Consider the following 15,742-nt stretch of genomic DNA (forward strand, 5'->3'; position numbering starts at 1 on the left):
AGCTGCCTGAGGAGGAAGACGATGGCACAGAAGTTAGCAGAAAATGAACTGGATATGGATTTAGGAAAAGAATCAGGCGGGGGATTTGAACGGTTTATGTTTTTCCTGATTCCGATTGTGTTCACAATCGTTCTGGTCGGGGTCCTGCTTACATTGTTCAATATGGACTTCAGAAGCGAAATGATTTCATTAGGGAACAAAATACCAGTTGTTAAAAATTGGGTGCCTGAACCGAAAGATAAGGCTACCCAGACGAAAGAGGCAGATCAGAAGGCACAGTCTGAAAGTTCTGAAGCAACCATTCAGCAGTTAAAGTCAGATTTAGCCAAGCAGACGGAGGAGCTTAAAAAGGCTACCGCTGCTAAGACGACACAAGATAAAAAGGTTACTGAACTGCAGAATCAGGTCAATACGCTGCAAACGCAACAGGAACAGCAGCCACAGGCCAGTCAGCAGGGACAGGCTGGTACGCAAACTACAGGTGGAACAACAAATGAAGATCCTTATGTAAAACAGGCCAGAGATCTTGCTAGCATGTATGAAGGAATGACAGCTAGTAAAGCGGCACCGATTATGGAGAATCTGACTACGGAAGAGACTGTGCAGCTGCTAAGCTACATGGACCCTGCCAACAGTGCAAAGATTTTGCAAAAGATGGACGCTAAAAAAGCAGCCGATATTACTATGGCTCTGAAAAACGTAACGCCATCTACGGATTTGTCAGTTGCTGCGTTGCAGTCTCGTCTGAAAAAGGATCAAGGTACCACAGCTGGCACGACGAGTAAGAGTTTGCAAAGCACTCAAATCAGTAGCACATTTGCTTCCATGGACAAGAAGAGCGGTGCCGAACTTATTTTACAAACTTACAAAATCAGTCCAGACAAGGCATTAAACATATTAAATACAGTAGATGATTCGACACGTGGTTCTTTACTACAAAATATGTCTGCCAAGGATGCGGCTCAGACTGCAAAAATTTTGAACAAACTGATGGGCAGTAAGTAATTTAAATGAAGGGAGGTGAAAAATAAATGACCCTTATTTCTCAAAGTGTATCGCTCAGCTCCAGTCAAACAGCTAGCAGTACGACAGCCTCAACAACGAGTACAGCCACGGCTGCCGGAGCAACCACGGGTGCTTTTAATCAAACACTTACGCAAATGATGACAGGCGGGCAAACGGACTCAGCAGGCACAGATGCGAACGGTTCTCCATTAGTTATGGTACTTCCGCTGATTGCAACCGGAGAATCCACGGAAGCTCCAACCGAGCCGCTGGTCGAAACACTGGCTCCTTTGCTGCAAAATCTCGAAAAGCTGGATGATCAGGTAGCTGCCGATCCTGCTCTGCTTGCTTCTCTGCAAGCGTGGATTCAGCAAGTACAACAGTTTTTGCAAGGCGACGGAACAAATCAACAGTTAAACGGTGGAGAAACGTCAGAGGCGACAGGCTTAACAGCCTTGGCAGCCAACCCGGCTACTCTTCGATTTGCATTGCAGGACGCTTTGTCACAACTTGCCAATGTAGCAGAGCAGGCTTCTGGAGACCAAAAGTCCCAGGTGGCACAGTTGCTACAATCGCTCCAAAGCGCAACGGCAGGGACGGGAGCTATTTCCGATGAGCAGTGGAATGGTGTAATGAAAGCTGTGGAACTTGCTGATGGTGGGGACTCACAAGCGGTTCAGCCTTCTGCAAATCGAGCAAATGGTACTCAGACCGTAGCTACAGCTACTACAGACAAACAGGTTGTTGTTTCTCAGCAGCAAGCAAGTCAGGGCGAAACTAATCAGCAAGGTTCAGAAGGGCAACGTTCATCAACTAATATTCTCGTTCAGTCTACAGTTAAGACGACTGGAGCGGATGAAGCGAGTGCATTCGTAGATGCAACTGAGCAAGCGGATCCGACAGCAACTGACAATCAGACTCCAGTGATCACAACTGCGGGACAGCTTTCGGTACAAACGCAAGGAACAACACCTTCGGCTCCAGCTCAACCAGTCGTACATGTACGGCAATTTGCCAAGGAGATGACCGAATTTGTAGTTCAGAAACTTGACATTGTAAAACGCACTGGTTTGACGGAAGCGACCATCATGCTTCGTCCAGATCATCTGGGCCAGCTGGAGGTTAAGCTGACGATGCAAAATGGTCATCTGGTTGCCCAGTTCATGACTGAGCATAGCGGAGCGAAGGATTTGCTGGAACAGCAAATGTCGCAGCTGCGTTCGAGCCTGCAGAGCCAAGGTATCCAGGTAGATAAGGTAGAAGTAACGCACAATGAGTCGCTTTCCTCCCATATGTATCAGGATGGACGCGGATCTGGAGCTAATCAGCAGCAGCAATCCAACCAACGTTCCAAAGCTCGTGGTAGAGAAGAGAGCGAGGATGCTATGAAGGTAGCTGAAATGGCAGAAGAGCTTCGTAACTGGACAGCAGAACAACGCGCAGATGATATGAATCGGACAGGCTCCTTTACAGCACAAGCGTAATGATGGAGGTGAGAACACAATGACGACTACAGACAACAATGTATCCACCAGTAACGTCTGGCCGAATTACAATGTGAATAATGTCAAAACAGCAAGTGCCAAGGATACTAAAACGATGGGTAAAGATCAATTTCTGAAAATTTTGATCACCCAGCTACAAAATCAGGATCCGATGCAGCCTTTGGAGGATAAAGAATTTATCGCTCAAATGGCCCAGTTTTCCTCGGTAGAACAACTAATGAACATTTCTACGCAGTTGAATGCATTGGGACAGTCTTTAGGTACGGCTTCCGGTTTGATAGGAAAAGAAGTCAGCTGGATTGAGGCAGGTAAAAAAGACTCCATTACAGGTGAAACAGGTGCGGGTACAGTAAAAAGTGGAATCGTAGATTCCATCGTTATTCGCGACGGTGTGCAGTATGCCAAAATGGGAGCGGCTGAGGTGGCATTAAAAGATGTAACATCAGTGAGCCAAGCTAACACAACGACTCCCGCTACAGGTACATCGGATACTTCATCTTCTTCCTCTACTGGAAGCGGTGAGAACTCATGAATGACAGGATAACGGTCGGACGCCTTTTTCCCGCCAACGTGCCCCCGGCAGCAATCACACAAAACCGAGTGAATTCGGTATCCAAGGATGCCAGACCGTTCGGTCAGGTGTTGCAGGATCAGGTGCTCAAGCTGAGCAACCATGCAGCCAAGCGTCTGGAGCAGCGGGGAATAGAGTTGAGAAGTGACCAAATGGCGAAAATCAACTCTGCTGTGGATAAAGCAGCTGCCAAAGGCGCCAAAGAATCATTGATTTTAATGCAGGATATGGCTTTGATTGTAAGTGTACCTAATCGAACAGTTGTTACCGCGATGGATAAGAAATCCATGGAGGATAACGTATTTACGCAGATAGATAGTGCTGTAATTATTTCATGAAAAATGTATACGAAGTGGCTGGCCCGAATAGGAAAGCCATGAAAAAGCCGCGGATCGACTGATGCGGTCAACTAAGCAACCAATCAGAGGAGGATTTATACTCAATGTTGAGATCAATGTATTCAGGTGTATCGGGCATGAAGGGCTTTCAAACGAAGCTGGACGTTATCGGTAACAACATTGCAAACGTAAATACTACAGGCTTCAAGTCCAGCCGAGTAATGTTCAAGGATATCTTGAGCCAAACGAGTTCAGGCGCAAGTGCACCAGACGGAACAACAACCGCCGGGCAGAATGCCAAGCAGGTAGGTTTGGGGGTATCGGTCAGCTCAATTGATACACTGCATCTTCCAGGTAGTGCAATGACTACGAACAACCCAACGGATTTACGTATTAACGGTGACGGATTTTTCCTGGTCAAAATGAATGATGCACAGGAAGTTCCTTATCTGACTCGTGCGGGTGATTTCCACATAGATGCAAACCGGAATCTGGTTACTTCCGATGGATTTTTTGTGGGAGATTTGGGTGGAGATCCAATCACACTTGCTGACAATGTTACGGCAGTCTCTATCTCACAGGACGGTACAATTGTACAACAATTGGATGACGGAACAGTTGATAATGGTACACAAATTGGATTAGCCAGAGTCACGAATCCAGAAGGTTTAGAAAAAATCGGTGGGAGCTTGTACCGTACTACGGTCAACTCAAATATTGATGCAATTGAGCCTGGAGCAGCCAACTCAGAGGGGCGTGGAGCTATCATCGCGGGTCAGCTGGAAATGTCCAACGTTGATCTGACAGGCGAATTTACCGAAATGATCGTAGCTCAGCGCGGATTCCAAGCGAACTCGCGTATCATTACGACCTCGGATGAAGTGCTTCAGGAAGTTGTAAACTTGAAACGATAATCTCATTTAAACGCGGAGGAGTAGAGGCTCCTCCGCACCTATCAGGAGGTTGGTGTTACGATGATCCCGTTAACGCGGCTGAACGGCTCGCCTATGTGGCTTAATGCGCTGCTCATTGAGACTGTGGAGGAAACACCGGATACATACGTCACTTTGGTGACGGGGAAACGGTTGATTGTATTGGAAAAAGCGGCAGATGTCGTCTCCTTGATCAAGGGTTACAGCCGTGAAATCGGCATGCATGCCGCCACGATAAAAGTGCAACAAATGGAGGAAGACGAATGAAGAAGATGCTGCCATGGCTCATTACAATTTTACTCGCGATTACTTTGATTGCAGGCGCGGCCTTTGTACTTATACCAGCGCTTAGCGGGAAGAAGTCGGAAGTCATACCGAATGCGCAAGCTGCTCAAGCAGAACAACTTCCAAGATTGTCAGCAGATGAATTGGTGGAAGTGAGCTCTGAAATTACCGGTATCAAAACGAATTTGGCAGACGCAGATTACATTGTCCAGATGAACCTATCTTTTCAATTGAACGATGCCAAAGCAAAAGAATCTTTTGAAAAAATCAAAGATATCAGTATTAAGCCCATCGTTATTCAATTACTTGCAGACACCAAACCTGATGAGCTCAGAACGGCTAAAGGCCGGGACCAGTTCAGTGACAAGCTGACGGATCTCATCAACAAGTCGCTCCCTGAAGGTCACCTGGGGAACGCCAAAATTACAGACTTTTTGCTGGCAGCCATTTGATTCCAGGTGAACTTGTCAGGAACACGTAAGGGGGTGAATAACATTGGTGGATGTACTGTCACAAGGGGAAATTGATGCCCTTTTAGCAGCTCTTTCGTCCGGTGAAATGGATGCGGAAGAACTTAAAAAGGAAGATACCCAAAAGAAAGTTCGCGCTTATGATTTTAAAAGAGCGCTGAGGTTTTCCAAGGATCATATACGGAGTCTGACGCGGATACACGAGAACTTTGCACGGTATCTGACCACATATTTTTCAGCGCAGCTTCGTACTTTTGTCCAAATTAATGTCGTTCAGGTGGAGCAGCTTCCTTATGATGAATTCATTCGCTCCATTCCGAAAATGACCATTCTAAACATTTTTGAAGCTGAACCGCTGGAAGGCCGTATGGTGCTTGAGGTTCACCCGAACGTTGCTTATGCCATGTTGGACAGGCTTCTCGGAGGAACAGGTTCGGCACCGTCAAAGGTTGCTGCGTTGACCGAAATCGAGACGACGATCATGGAGCGGATTTTCAGTCGTACCTTTGATAGCCTGCAAGAGGCTTGGAAAACGGTACTGGACATTGAACCGCGCCTAGAGGCGATGGAAACAAATCCGCAGTTCATGCAGATTGTTTCGCCGAATGAAACGATTGCTCTGATTTCGCTTAGCACCAAAATTGGTGATACCACAGGGATGATTAACCTCTGTATCCCGCACGTGGTATTGGAACCCATTATGGCCAGACTGTCCACGCACCAGTGGTTTACATCCGAAAAGAAATCAAGGGCGCCCGAAGAGATCGACGCCTTGAGATTACGGGTCACCAAAGCAGAGCTCCCTATTATTGCGGAGTTGGGTGAATCCCGAATAAATGTAGCCGAGTTTCTGGGTCTTTCGGTAGGGGATGTCATTTCATTGAACAAGCCTGTCAAAGAAGGACTATCCATCCGGGTAGGAGAGAAATTGAAGTTTATGGGAAGTCCCGGCATGGTAAGAGATCGTGTTGCCGTACAAATTGATGAAATTGTCAACGAAGGAGTTGAAGAAATTGACGAGTAAAGACTATTTGTCCCAGGAGGAAATCGATGCCTTGCTGAAACAGTCTGAAGCGGGGACGGATTCTACTCCCGCCAACAAGACCGTTGACGATTTTCTGACTCCTCTGGAGCAGGATGCTCTCGGGGAAATCGGTAATATAACGTTCGGCAGCGCAGCTACGGCTCTTTCCACACTGCTCGGTCAAAAGGTGGATATTACGACACCTAAAGTTTCAATTATTACCCGTTCTGAATTTGAAACTGCATTTCCAAAGCCACACGTAGCTGTACATGTAAATTATGTTGATGGATTCGAGGGTATTAACTCACTCGTAATCAAAAAGCGTGATGCACAAGTGATAGCTGACTTAATGCTTGGTGGTGAAGGAAACCCAGTAGATGAAGAATTGAATGAAATCCACATCAGTGCCGTGCAGGAAGCGATGAACCAGATGATGGGGTCGTCGGCGACCTCTATGTCTACCATGTTTAATCGTTTTGTTAATATCTCTCCACCGGGGATTGATATTTTGGATCCTATGCACGGTGATGGAGTATCCAGTCTGCCGGATGAAGAGACGCTCATTACAGTATCCTTCCGTTTATTGATCGGGGATCTTATTGACTCTACGCTGATGCAACTGTTACCTGTTAATTTCGCCAAAAAAATGGTGAGCATCCTAATGAATGGCGGAGAGGATGAGGAACAACCGCAAGCGTCCGCACAGCAGGTAGCTGCAACAGCAGCTCCTGAAGCGCCGCAACAAGCTAGCGTTCCGCAGCAACCGCCTGCACCAGCCTATCAGCAGCAGCCTGCAGCCGCGCAGGCGCCACAAGACGCAGGCTATGGGCAACAACCGCCAATGTATCCTCAAGACCCGGGATATGGGCAGCAGGGCGCTCCAGGCTATGGAACACCGGGTTATGGAATGCCAGCTGGTGTACCGCCGCAAGCTCCTTACGGAACGCCTCATCACTACGGCGCAGTACCGGGACGTAATGTAAATGTACAACCTGTACAATTTTCTAACTTGCAGTCCGGTGCATTTGCGCAAGTGGATGAAAACAATTTAAATTTATTGATGGACATTCCCCTTAGAGTCACCGTAGAATTAGGAAGGACCCAAAAGCAAATTAAAGATATTCTGGAGCTCTCACAAGGTTCAATTATTGAACTGGACAAGCTTGCCGGGGAGCCGGTGGACATTTTGGTTAACAACAAACTGATTGCCAAGGGCGAGGTTGTCGTAATCGACGAGAACTTTGGCGTGCGTGTAACAGATATTGTAAGCCAATGGGACCGTATTCAAAAATTACAATAAAAGCATAATTTAGGGAGGATTTATTTCAGATGGCAAACCGTATTTTGATCGTGGACGATGCTGCATTTATGAGAATGATGATTCGGGACATCCTGTCCAAAAATGGATTTGAAGTAGTAGGAGAGGCCCAGGACGGATCACAGGCCATTGAAAAATTCAAGGAGCTTCGTCCGGACCTGATTACGATGGATATCACGATGCCTGAAATGGACGGCATTGCCGCTCTGAAGGAAATCAAACAAATTGACGCGAACGCAAAGGTTATCATGTGTTCCGCGATGGGTCAGCAAGCAATGGTTATTGATGCCATTCAAGCTGGCGCAAAAGATTTTATCGTTAAGCCTTTCCAATCGGATCGGGTTATCGAAGCCATCAACAAAACACTGGGTGTGTAAGGCGCACCCAGTATGGATACACAACAGGGTGCCTCTGACGCATTGAGTACATCCAGCAATATAGGCAACATTGCCTGGGTCCTTTTCGTGCTAATCTTTATCATCGTACTGATCGTGTACTTGATACGGTTTTTGAGTAAAAGAAATCAGAGCTGGTTCAGCAACCGCTCCGTTCGCATACTGGGAGGCGTGGGACTTGGTCCCAATAAATCCCTTCAGCTTGTTGAAGTTGGTAGCAGTGTGTACCTCATTGGTGTGGGAGAAGATATCCGGCTTGTTGACAAAGTATCCGATCCTGAAGAAGTGGAGCAAATTTTGGCCGCACTGGAGCAAGAAGCTTCTCTGCAGCGCGGCCCGATTGCCCCGCTATTCGCTAAAATTGCGGATAAGCTTCGCCGGAACAACGCGGCACAGCAGCAGCCTGAAGAGGAGACATCTTTTCACGAGATGTTTGAATCCAAGCTTCGGCAAATGCCGAATCGCAAGGATAAACTTGAAAAGCTGCGCAATGAGGAGAATACTACAGATCGGTCGGGAGATTCATGAGAAAAAAGATTATACTTGCATGTTTGCTGCTTGTCTTGTTCAGCTTCATTTCGGTGACGGCGGCCTCTGCGGAACCGATTCCGAACATTGATATTCAAGTCGGCAATTCGGACAAAGGACAGCCCGGTGCCACCTCGCTGTCTATTATTTTACTTATTACTGTCATTAGTGTAGCGCCGGCGTTGCTTGTACTTATGACAAGTTTTACGCGAATTGTGATTGTGCTTGGCTTTGTGCGAACTTCGCTGGGAACCCAGCAGATGCCGCCTAATCAGGTGCTTGTCGGGCTGGCTTTGTTTCTCACTTTATTCATTATGGCACCGACGTTCTCAGCTATGAATGAAACTGCACTTCAGCCGTATCTCAAGGGGGATATAACACAGTCTCAGGCGCTGGATAAGGCATCGGTACCGATCAAGACCTTTATGTTCTCTCATACACGTGAGAAGGATCTACTGCTCTTTATGAAATACACCAAGATGGAAAAACCAAAGAATTATCAGGATATTCCACTAACGGTGATGGTTCCGGCTTATGCAATCAGTGAGTTGAAGACGGCATTTCAGATGGGCTTTATGATTTTCATACCGTTTTTAGTTATAGACATTGTGGTGTCGAGTACACTCATGGCTATGGGGATGATGATGCTACCACCAGTAATGATTTCACTTCCTTTTAAGATACTGCTTTTCGTACTTGTAGATGGTTGGTATTTGGTTGTCAAATCATTGCTTCTGAGTTTTAACACATGAATACTTCATGCAAGGACAGCAATCAAGGAGGACGGCAATGACTTCGGAGTTTATTATTTCCCTGGCTGGGCAAGCGGTGTACATTGTACTCAAGGTGAGCGCTCCGATGCTGATTTTGGGGCTAGTCGTGGGTTTGATTATCAGCATTTTTCAGGCGACAACCCAAATTCAGGAGCAAACACTGGCCTTTGTTCCGAAGATTGTCGCCGTATTGCTGGCATTGCTTTTGTTCGGGCCCTGGATATTGACCACATTAGTGGACTTTACGTATAACATTCTGGACAATTTGTACAAATATATAGGTTAGGCTGAATGTTATGAACATATTGTTACAGAGTTTTCCTGTTTTTTTGCTGATTTTTTGTCGGATTACCTCATTTTTTGTAGTAGCGCCTATTTTTTCAACCCGAGGGGTACCTAATATCTTTAAGGTCGGAATTTCAGGATTTCTAGCTTTGGTCGTGTATCTTACATATGGTACGCATCAACAGGTACCGACTGATGTAGCGTATGTGCTCTTAGTGGGCCGTGAAGTGCTGATTGGGTTGTTATTGGGGTTTACTGCATATCTGTTCATGACAGCGATCCAAACCGCAGGTTCTTTTATAGACCTACAGGTGGGTTTCGGAATGGCGAGTGTGTTTGATCCCATGACAGGGGCTTCGACGCCTTTAACGGGGAATTTCAAGTTTGCCATAGCTGTATTGTTCTTTTTAAGTATAAATGGGCACCATCATCTGCTAAATGCTATCTTATACAGCTATGATTGGGTACCGTTGACAAATGATTTTTTTGTAAAGCTGTATGGTGGCAGTGTAACTGAATTCCTGGTACGTTCTTTTGCGGAATCATTTATGCTTGCTTTTCAAATTGCTGCTCCCATTGTAGTGGCTACCTTTTTAACAGATGTGGGACTCGGTTTTTTAGCTAAAACAGCGCCACAATTCAACATTTTTGTTATTGGTGTACCTCTTAAAATTATTGTGGGACTGTTCATGTTACTGCTTCTCATGCCAAGTTTTGCTTTTATATTCGAAAGATTGTTTTCTGTGATGTTCGAATCCATGCGCAACTTGTTGGATATTATGGGTAATCGTCCTTAATGTCTGGTCTGGAGGAACGTAGTTTGTCATTTAAATATGCTATGAACCTGCAGTTGTTCTCAGGGGAAAAAACGGAAAAAGCTACACCCAAAAAGAAACAGGATGCAAGACAAAAAGGGCAGGTTGCCAAAAGCATGGAGTTGCCCGCCGCTGGTGTCCTGCTGGTTACGTTTTTTTGCCTCATGATTTTCGGCGGGTATTTTAAGGATCATGCAGTTCGACTATTTCGAGATATTTTTGTGAATCGGCTCTCTATGGAGGTAACGCCGAACACAACGCTGCTGATGATGGGTGAGTACGGCGTGCAAATCTTGATTATGCTGGCACCTATTTTTATTGGGGCTATTGTCATCGGGATAGTAGCAAATTACATGCAGATCGGTTTTTTATTAACCGGAGAGGGCATTACGCCCAAGTTTAGCAAGATTGATCCGATTAAAGGATTCAAAAATATTTTTTCCATGAGGTCATTGGTTGAATTCCTGAAATCTGTTTTAAAGATGACCGTAATTGGTTATCTGGTGTACAGCGTACTCTGGAAAACAAAGGCTGACCTACCCAAACTAGCTGAAATGTCCGGCGATCAGATGTTGAGCTTTACAGCTTCATTAACAATGGAACTGGGACTCAAAATTGGTGTGGTGCTGTTCGTTTTAGCGGTGTTGGATTATATGTATCAACGTTACGAGCATGAGAAAAACCTGAAAATGTCCAAGCAGGACATTAAGGATGAATACAAGAAAATGGAGGGTGACCCGCTGATCAAGGGGAAAATTCGCGAGCGTCAGCGCCGTATGGCTATGCAGCGTATGATGCAGGAGGTTCCTAATGCAGATGTCATCATCACCAACCCTACGCACTTTGCTGTGGCTTTGAAATATGACGGTTCGGAGATGGAAGCGCCGCAGATTATTGCGAAAGGGCAAGATTACGTTGCACTCCGAATTAAAGAAATTGCCAAGCAAAACGGCGTAATAACGATGGAAAACAAGCCGCTGGCGCGGGCGCTGTTTCAACGAGCCGAAATCGGGGATGCGATACCAGCTGATCTGTTCCAGGCCGTTGCCGAAGTGCTGGCGTATGTATATAAATTAAAAGGTAAAGTGAAATAAAGGGATCGGAGGGCTAGAGACCCGTGAAAATAAAAGAAATAACTGTCCTTGCAGGCGTCATCGGTATCGTTCTTATGATGATTCTCCCGATCCCATCATGGCTGCTGGATATCCTACTCGTCATTAATATTTCTATTGCTTTGATGATTCTACTCGTTTCTATGAACACGAAGGAAGCATTACAGTTCTCTATTTTCCCTTCATTGTTGCTCATTACCACGTTGTTTCGATTGGCACTTAATATTTCTACAACCAAACTTATTTTAGGTGAGGGCCATGCAGGGGAAGTAGTTGCTACGTTTGGTAGTTGGATTGCAGGAGGGCAAATTGCCGTCGGTTTTGTTGTCTTTCTCATTCTCGTGGTCGTACAGTTCATTGTTATCACCAAGGGATCTGAGCGGGTTGCTGAGGTAGGCGCACGGTTTACGTTGGATGCGATGCCGGGTAAACAAATGAGTATTGATGCTGATCTGAATGCAGGTTTGATCAATGAGCAGCAAGCCCGTGAACGACGCAGTAAAATCGAACGGGAAGCAGATTTTTACGGAGCGATGGATGGTGCGAGTAAATTCGTTAAAGGTGATGCCATTGCTAGTATTATCATTTTGATCATTAACTTGGTCGGTGGCTTTATTATCGGTATGGCCGTTCAGGGAAAAGGATTTCAAGAGGCGCTGTCGACTTATTCTGTCCTCACCATCGGTGACGGACTGGTCAGCCAGATTCCCGCACTGCTCATATCCACGGCGTCAGGCTTGATTGTTACGCGGGCTACGTCGGATGGCAACTTGGCGGAGGATTTAACTGGACAGCTCTTTTCTTATCCAAAACTGATCTACATTGTGGCAGCCACAATTGCATTATTGGGACTTTTCACACCTATTCATATCATTACAACTCTTCCACTGGCGATACTGCTGTTTTTCGCGGCTCGAAGAATGCAGGGCAATATGGAGCGCAAGCAGATAGCCGATGAACAGCTGGAAGAGGAGCAACAAATTGAAGAAGTCCGTAGTCCGGAAAGTGTCATTAATCTGCTTCAAGTAGATCCAATTGAATTTGAATTTGGATACGGGTTAATTCCGCTGGCGGATACACAGCAGGGCGGGGATTTATTAGATCGGATTATTATGATCCGTCGTCAATGTGCTTTGGAGCTGGGTTTGGTTGTGCCGGTCATTCGTATTCGGGACAACATTCAGCTCAAGCCTAACGAGTATGTAATTAAAATTAAAGGTAATACCGTGGGCGGCGGAGAGCTTCTGTTAAATCATTACCTGGCTATGAGTCCAGGATACGACGATGATTCTATTACAGGAATCGAAACGACGGAACCAGCCTTCGGATTGCCTGCGCTCTGGATTGATGAGAACACCAAGGATGTTGCGGAACTATCGGGTTATACCGTAGTTGATCCACCTTCAGTTGTAGCTACTCATCTTACGGAGACGATCAAGAAACATGCTCATGAGTTGCTTGGCAGACAGGAAACACGGTCGCTGGTCGACAATCTCAAAGAGAATTATCCAGTGCTGGTGGACGACCTTATTCCTTCTGTGCTTGCGATTGGGGATGTACAAAAAGTGCTGGCCAAGCTGTTGAAAGAAAAAATCTCCATTCGCGATATGGTGACTATTTTCGAAACATTAGCTGACTACGGCACTTATACAAAAGATCCCGACGTGCTGACTGAATATGTCCGTCAGGCGTTGTCCCGCCAGATTACGCAGCAATTTGCCCAACAAGGGGAGACGTTACGCGTTATTACAGTGGGACCAGGATTGGAGAAGAAAATTGCTGAAAGCGTGCAACAGTCGGAGCAAGGTAGCTACTTGGCTCTTGATCCAGTGTCTACGCAAACGGTGTATCAAAGAATGATGGAGCAAATCAACCGCCTTATTCAATCTGGACAGCAGCCTATTGTGTTAACGTCACCGACAATTCGTATGTATTTGCGGCAAGTGATGGAGCGGACGATGCAGGATGTCCCGGTGCTGTCGTACAGTGAGCTGGAGCCGAACGTTGAAATTCAAAGTGTCGGGGTGGTGAACTTATGAGAGTGAAACGATATGTAGTGGATACCATGCCAGAAGCTATGCTGCAAATCAGGGGTGACTTAGGAACAGACGCCGTCATTTTAAGTACAAAAGAAATGAAGGTCGGCGGTTTCATGGGAATGTTCAGTAAAAAGAAAATCGAAGTGGTTGCTGCGGTAGAGGAGAAGCAACCTCAAAAGCCACGACGGTTTGGGCCCTCTTCACAAGAACTTGCCCAGGCGGCTTCACCTCTAATGAACGCTCCTGAACAGCCAGAAAAATCATTTATGTCTGTGGTTCCCAGACAAGCTGCTCCAGAAGCTTATCGACGGGTAACGCAGATGACGGGTGGTTCCAAAGAAGAACAAGCTGAATTAACGATTAATGAAGAACAAGCTGCTTCAGCAACTGAGCATTTGTCATCTAGGTCTGCAAATAATCTGGAGACTATATCTCAAGCACTTGATCATGAAGCATTGCTTTCGAACATGAAATCATCCAGTGAACTGTTTAAACAGCCCATTGAAGTAAGTGCTCCAGATAAGAGCGGAGTAGAAGAAAATCAGGCTCTGCTTAATGAATTGCGGGAAATGAAAGCCATGATGACTCGGTTTTCCCGAAATTCTTCATTGGAAAGTACTTGGCCGGAGCCGTTGCAAGAGATTTGTGAGCGTGTACTGGAGCAGGAAGTGGAACGTGATTTACTGGAGTATTGGCTCGAACAGATATATGTGCGTCGGAGTGAGCACCCTTTTGCGCCTGAAACTTTTGATTGGGAACAAGCCTTTCGTGAGGAAGTGGCCAGTTTTATTCAGACAAGACTGGACAAAGGGATCTCTAAAGATACCAAAATTGTGTATGTGGCAGGTCCTACCGGAGTAGGGAAAACGACAACCATTGCCAAGTTAGCAGCAGAGCAGTTGTTTAAGCATCATCGCAAAGTTGGATTTATTACTTCTGACACGTACCGGATTTCAGCCGTCGAGCAACTGCGTACATATGCTACGATTTTGAATGTACCGCTTGAAGTTGTGCAATCTCCTGGTGACGTCCACAGAGCCATTCAACGTCTGGAACATTGTGACCTGATCCTCATGGATACCGCAGGACGAAATTATCGTAATGAATTACTTGTTTCGGAACTGCAAAGTCTGCTTTCGCCTATTAATGAAAGTGAGACGTATCTGGTACTCAGTCTGACATCCAAAAGTAAAGATATGCTCAATATAACTGGACATTTCAGTAAGTTTGGTCTTGGTAAGGTTGTATTTACTAAGATGGACGAGACAGGTAGCTGTGGTGGGATGTTTAACCTTTTGCATCATTTTCCGATGCAGCTGGCTTATATTACCAATGGACAAAATGTTCCTGACGACCTGCTTCATCCCGATGCAGAAATGGTGACAAGCATGCTGCTTGGACCCAAAGCATCAACAGGAGTTAACGGAGATTCCATATGAGTGACCAAGCCCAATCACTTAGACAAATGGCTTCTTCATTGGATAAATATCGATTGCCCCCACGTAATCGTCAAGCAAAAATTATAACGATCACCAGTGGTAAAGGCGGGGTGGGCAAATCCAATTTCACGCTGAACTTTGCTCTGGCTCTGCAATCCCTTGGTCGAAAGGTACTTGTGTTTGATGCTGATATAGGTATGGCCAATATTGATGTATTAATGGGAGCCAATTCACAATACAATCTTCTTCACCTGCTAAAACGTGAGAAATCAATTGATGAAATTATTCAAACGGGTGTAGGTGGTTTGCCCTATATAGCTGGAGGATCGGGCTTGAGCGAATTGTTTACGTTATCGGATAACGATCTGAATTATTTTGCCGAAGAAGTAGAGAAAATGGCGGCAGATATGGATTACATTTTATTTGATACAGGTGCAGGTTTATCTAAAGAAAACCTTAAATTCATCACTTCAGCTGACGAATGCCTGGTCGTAACCACACCGGAACCGACGTCCTTAACAGATGCGTATGCGCTAATTAAAGTCGTCAGCGGGTTGCAAAAGGATACGGCATTCAAAATTATAGTCAATCGTGCCGATAACGATAATGAGGCCCGTCAAGTTGCCGATAAGATCGCACTGGTTGCGAAACGCTTTTTGGAGATCGAAATCCCGTTGCTTGGACATATCAGTGATGATACTCATGTCATGCAAGCAGTCAAAAGGCAAGTACCTTTTATGGTTGCTTTTCCGGGATGTGCGGCTTCAAGAGATGTATTGAATCTGGCACACCGTTTTGCAGCAATGCCACAGATTCCGCAATCAGGTGCATTGAGTGGAATTAAAGGGTTTATGCAAAAATGGTTGCGGCGTTCTGTACATTGATTTTGATGAGAGGAAACAGAGGTG

18 protein-coding genes are annotated in these 15,742 nt (G+C 45.8%); all 18 read left to right on the top strand.

The window, feature by feature from the left end:
* The first annotated feature begins 21 nt into the window (after positions 1 to 21).
* The 18 genes from NSQ58_RS23610 (at position 22) to NSQ58_RS23695 (ending at position 15,718) form a co-directional block, all read left to right on the top strand.
* On the top strand, positions 22 to 1,005 hold the full coding sequence (locus NSQ58_RS23610; RefSeq protein ID WP_028542724.1) for a magnesium transporter MgtE N-terminal domain-containing protein: 984 nt from the start codon (positions 22 to 24) through the stop codon (positions 1,003 to 1,005).
* 26 nt (positions 1,006 to 1,031) lie between these two features.
* On the top strand, positions 1,032 to 2,489 hold the full coding sequence (locus NSQ58_RS23615) for a flagellar hook-length control protein FliK (protein WP_028542723.1): 1,458 nt from the start codon (positions 1,032 to 1,034) through the stop codon (positions 2,487 to 2,489).
* Positions 2,490 to 2,508: 19 nt separating this feature from the next.
* Positions 2,509 to 3,042: a flagellar hook capping FlgD N-terminal domain-containing protein gene (locus NSQ58_RS23620; protein ID WP_023988191.1), complete on the top strand. Its 534-nt coding sequence runs from the start codon at positions 2,509 to 2,511 to the stop codon at positions 3,040 to 3,042.
* Positions 3,039 to 3,419 carry a TIGR02530 family flagellar biosynthesis protein gene (locus NSQ58_RS23625; RefSeq protein WP_023988192.1) on the top strand — a complete coding sequence of 127 codons (381 nt, stop codon included), beginning with the start codon at positions 3,039 to 3,041 and terminating at the stop codon, positions 3,417 to 3,419. The genes NSQ58_RS23620 and NSQ58_RS23625 overlap by 4 nt, the downstream gene beginning before the upstream one ends.
* 104 nt (positions 3,420 to 3,523) lie before the next feature.
* The gene (gene flgF, locus NSQ58_RS23630; protein ID WP_023988193.1) at positions 3,524 to 4,333 is read left to right on the top strand and encodes a flagellar basal-body rod protein FlgF; all 810 of its coding nucleotides are present in this window, start codon (positions 3,524 to 3,526) and stop codon (positions 4,331 to 4,333) included.
* A 60-nt stretch (positions 4,334 to 4,393) separates the two neighbouring features.
* Positions 4,394 to 4,618 (top strand): flagellar FlbD family protein, encoded by a 225-nt coding sequence (locus tag NSQ58_RS23635; RefSeq protein ID WP_013309896.1) that lies wholly within the window; start codon positions 4,394 to 4,396, stop codon positions 4,616 to 4,618.
* On the top strand, positions 4,615 to 5,088 hold the full coding sequence (locus NSQ58_RS23640) for a flagellar basal body-associated FliL family protein (RefSeq protein ID WP_023988194.1): 474 nt from the start codon (positions 4,615 to 4,617) through the stop codon (positions 5,086 to 5,088). Before NSQ58_RS23635 ends, NSQ58_RS23640 begins: the two co-directional genes overlap by 4 nt.
* 43 nt (positions 5,089 to 5,131) lie before the next feature.
* Positions 5,132 to 6,130, top strand: a complete 999-nt coding sequence (gene fliM / locus NSQ58_RS23645) for a flagellar motor switch protein FliM (protein ID WP_023988195.1) — start codon at positions 5,132 to 5,134, stop codon at positions 6,128 to 6,130.
* On the top strand, positions 6,120 to 7,430 hold the full coding sequence (gene fliY / locus NSQ58_RS23650) for a flagellar motor switch phosphatase FliY (RefSeq protein ID WP_053325261.1): 1,311 nt from the start codon (positions 6,120 to 6,122) through the stop codon (positions 7,428 to 7,430). Before fliM ends, fliY begins: the two co-directional genes overlap by 11 nt.
* A gap of 29 nt (positions 7,431 to 7,459) precedes the next feature.
* Positions 7,460 to 7,825, top strand: a complete 366-nt coding sequence (locus NSQ58_RS23655; protein WP_010346372.1) for a response regulator — start codon at positions 7,460 to 7,462, stop codon at positions 7,823 to 7,825.
* Positions 7,826 to 7,837: 12 nt separating this feature from the next.
* A complete protein-coding gene (locus NSQ58_RS23660; RefSeq protein ID WP_023988197.1) occupies positions 7,838 to 8,371 on the top strand; it encodes a flagellar biosynthetic protein FliO in 534 nt (177 codons plus the stop codon).
* Complete coding sequence (fliP, locus tag NSQ58_RS23665) at positions 8,368 to 9,123, top strand: flagellar type III secretion system pore protein FliP (protein ID WP_013309901.1); 756 nt, start codon at positions 8,368 to 8,370, stop codon at positions 9,121 to 9,123. The genes NSQ58_RS23660 and fliP overlap by 4 nt, the downstream gene beginning before the upstream one ends.
* Before the next feature lie 37 nt (positions 9,124 to 9,160).
* Complete coding sequence (gene fliQ / locus NSQ58_RS23670) at positions 9,161 to 9,430, top strand: flagellar biosynthesis protein FliQ (protein WP_007430038.1); 270 nt, start codon at positions 9,161 to 9,163, stop codon at positions 9,428 to 9,430.
* Between the two features lie 10 nt (positions 9,431 to 9,440).
* Positions 9,441 to 10,226, top strand: a complete 786-nt coding sequence (gene fliR, locus NSQ58_RS23675; protein WP_023988198.1) for a flagellar biosynthetic protein FliR — start codon at positions 9,441 to 9,443, stop codon at positions 10,224 to 10,226.
* Positions 10,226 to 11,338, top strand: a complete 1,113-nt coding sequence (flhB, locus tag NSQ58_RS23680; RefSeq protein WP_023988199.1) for a flagellar biosynthesis protein FlhB — start codon at positions 10,226 to 10,228, stop codon at positions 11,336 to 11,338. The genes fliR and flhB overlap by 1 nt, the downstream gene beginning before the upstream one ends.
* Positions 11,339 to 11,361: 23 nt before the next feature.
* On the top strand, positions 11,362 to 13,395 hold the full coding sequence (gene flhA, locus NSQ58_RS23685; protein ID WP_016820963.1) for a flagellar biosynthesis protein FlhA: 2,034 nt from the start codon (positions 11,362 to 11,364) through the stop codon (positions 13,393 to 13,395).
* Positions 13,392 to 14,834: a flagellar biosynthesis protein FlhF gene (gene flhF, locus NSQ58_RS23690; RefSeq protein WP_341058315.1), complete on the top strand. Its 1,443-nt coding sequence runs from the start codon at positions 13,392 to 13,394 to the stop codon at positions 14,832 to 14,834. The genes flhA and flhF overlap by 4 nt, the downstream gene beginning before the upstream one ends.
* Entirely contained in the window at positions 14,831 to 15,718 is an 888-nt protein-coding gene (locus NSQ58_RS23695) for a MinD/ParA family protein (protein WP_209941760.1), read from the top strand. The genes flhF and NSQ58_RS23695 overlap by 4 nt, the downstream gene beginning before the upstream one ends.
* Positions 15,719 to 15,742: the final 24 nt, after the last annotated feature.

This window comes from Paenibacillus sp. FSL M7-0134, from assembly GCF_038007865.1.
Lineage (GTDB): Bacteria > Bacillota > Bacilli > Paenibacillales > Paenibacillaceae > Paenibacillus > Paenibacillus polymyxa_B.

Coding starts and splice junctions, on each gene's coding strand:
- NSQ58_RS23655 (WP_010346372.1), top strand. CDS start 7,460: ATGGCAAACCGTATTTTGATCGTGGACGATGCTGCATTTATGAGAATG.
- NSQ58_RS23620 (WP_023988191.1), top strand. CDS start 2,509: ATGACGACTACAGACAACAATGTATCCACCAGTAACGTCTGGCCGAAT.
- flgF (WP_023988193.1), top strand. CDS start 3,524: ATGTTGAGATCAATGTATTCAGGTGTATCGGGCATGAAGGGCTTTCAA.
- NSQ58_RS23640 (WP_023988194.1), top strand. CDS start 4,615: ATGAAGAAGATGCTGCCATGGCTCATTACAATTTTACTCGCGATTACT.
- NSQ58_RS23615 (WP_028542723.1), top strand. CDS start 1,032: ATGACCCTTATTTCTCAAAGTGTATCGCTCAGCTCCAGTCAAACAGCT.
- NSQ58_RS23635 (WP_013309896.1), top strand. CDS start 4,394: ATGATCCCGTTAACGCGGCTGAACGGCTCGCCTATGTGGCTTAATGCG.
- NSQ58_RS23695 (WP_209941760.1), top strand. CDS start 14,831: ATGAGTGACCAAGCCCAATCACTTAGACAAATGGCTTCTTCATTGGAT.
- flhF (WP_341058315.1), top strand. CDS start 13,392: ATGAGAGTGAAACGATATGTAGTGGATACCATGCCAGAAGCTATGCTG.
- flhB (WP_023988199.1), top strand. CDS start 10,226: ATGTCTGGTCTGGAGGAACGTAGTTTGTCATTTAAATATGCTATGAAC.
- NSQ58_RS23610 (WP_028542724.1), top strand. CDS start 22: ATGGCACAGAAGTTAGCAGAAAATGAACTGGATATGGATTTAGGAAAA.
- fliQ (WP_007430038.1), top strand. CDS start 9,161: ATGACTTCGGAGTTTATTATTTCCCTGGCTGGGCAAGCGGTGTACATT.
- NSQ58_RS23660 (WP_023988197.1), top strand. CDS start 7,838: ATGGATACACAACAGGGTGCCTCTGACGCATTGAGTACATCCAGCAAT.
- fliP (WP_013309901.1), top strand. CDS start 8,368: ATGAGAAAAAAGATTATACTTGCATGTTTGCTGCTTGTCTTGTTCAGC.
- NSQ58_RS23625 (WP_023988192.1), top strand. CDS start 3,039: ATGAATGACAGGATAACGGTCGGACGCCTTTTTCCCGCCAACGTGCCC.
- fliR (WP_023988198.1), top strand. CDS start 9,441: ATGAACATATTGTTACAGAGTTTTCCTGTTTTTTTGCTGATTTTTTGT.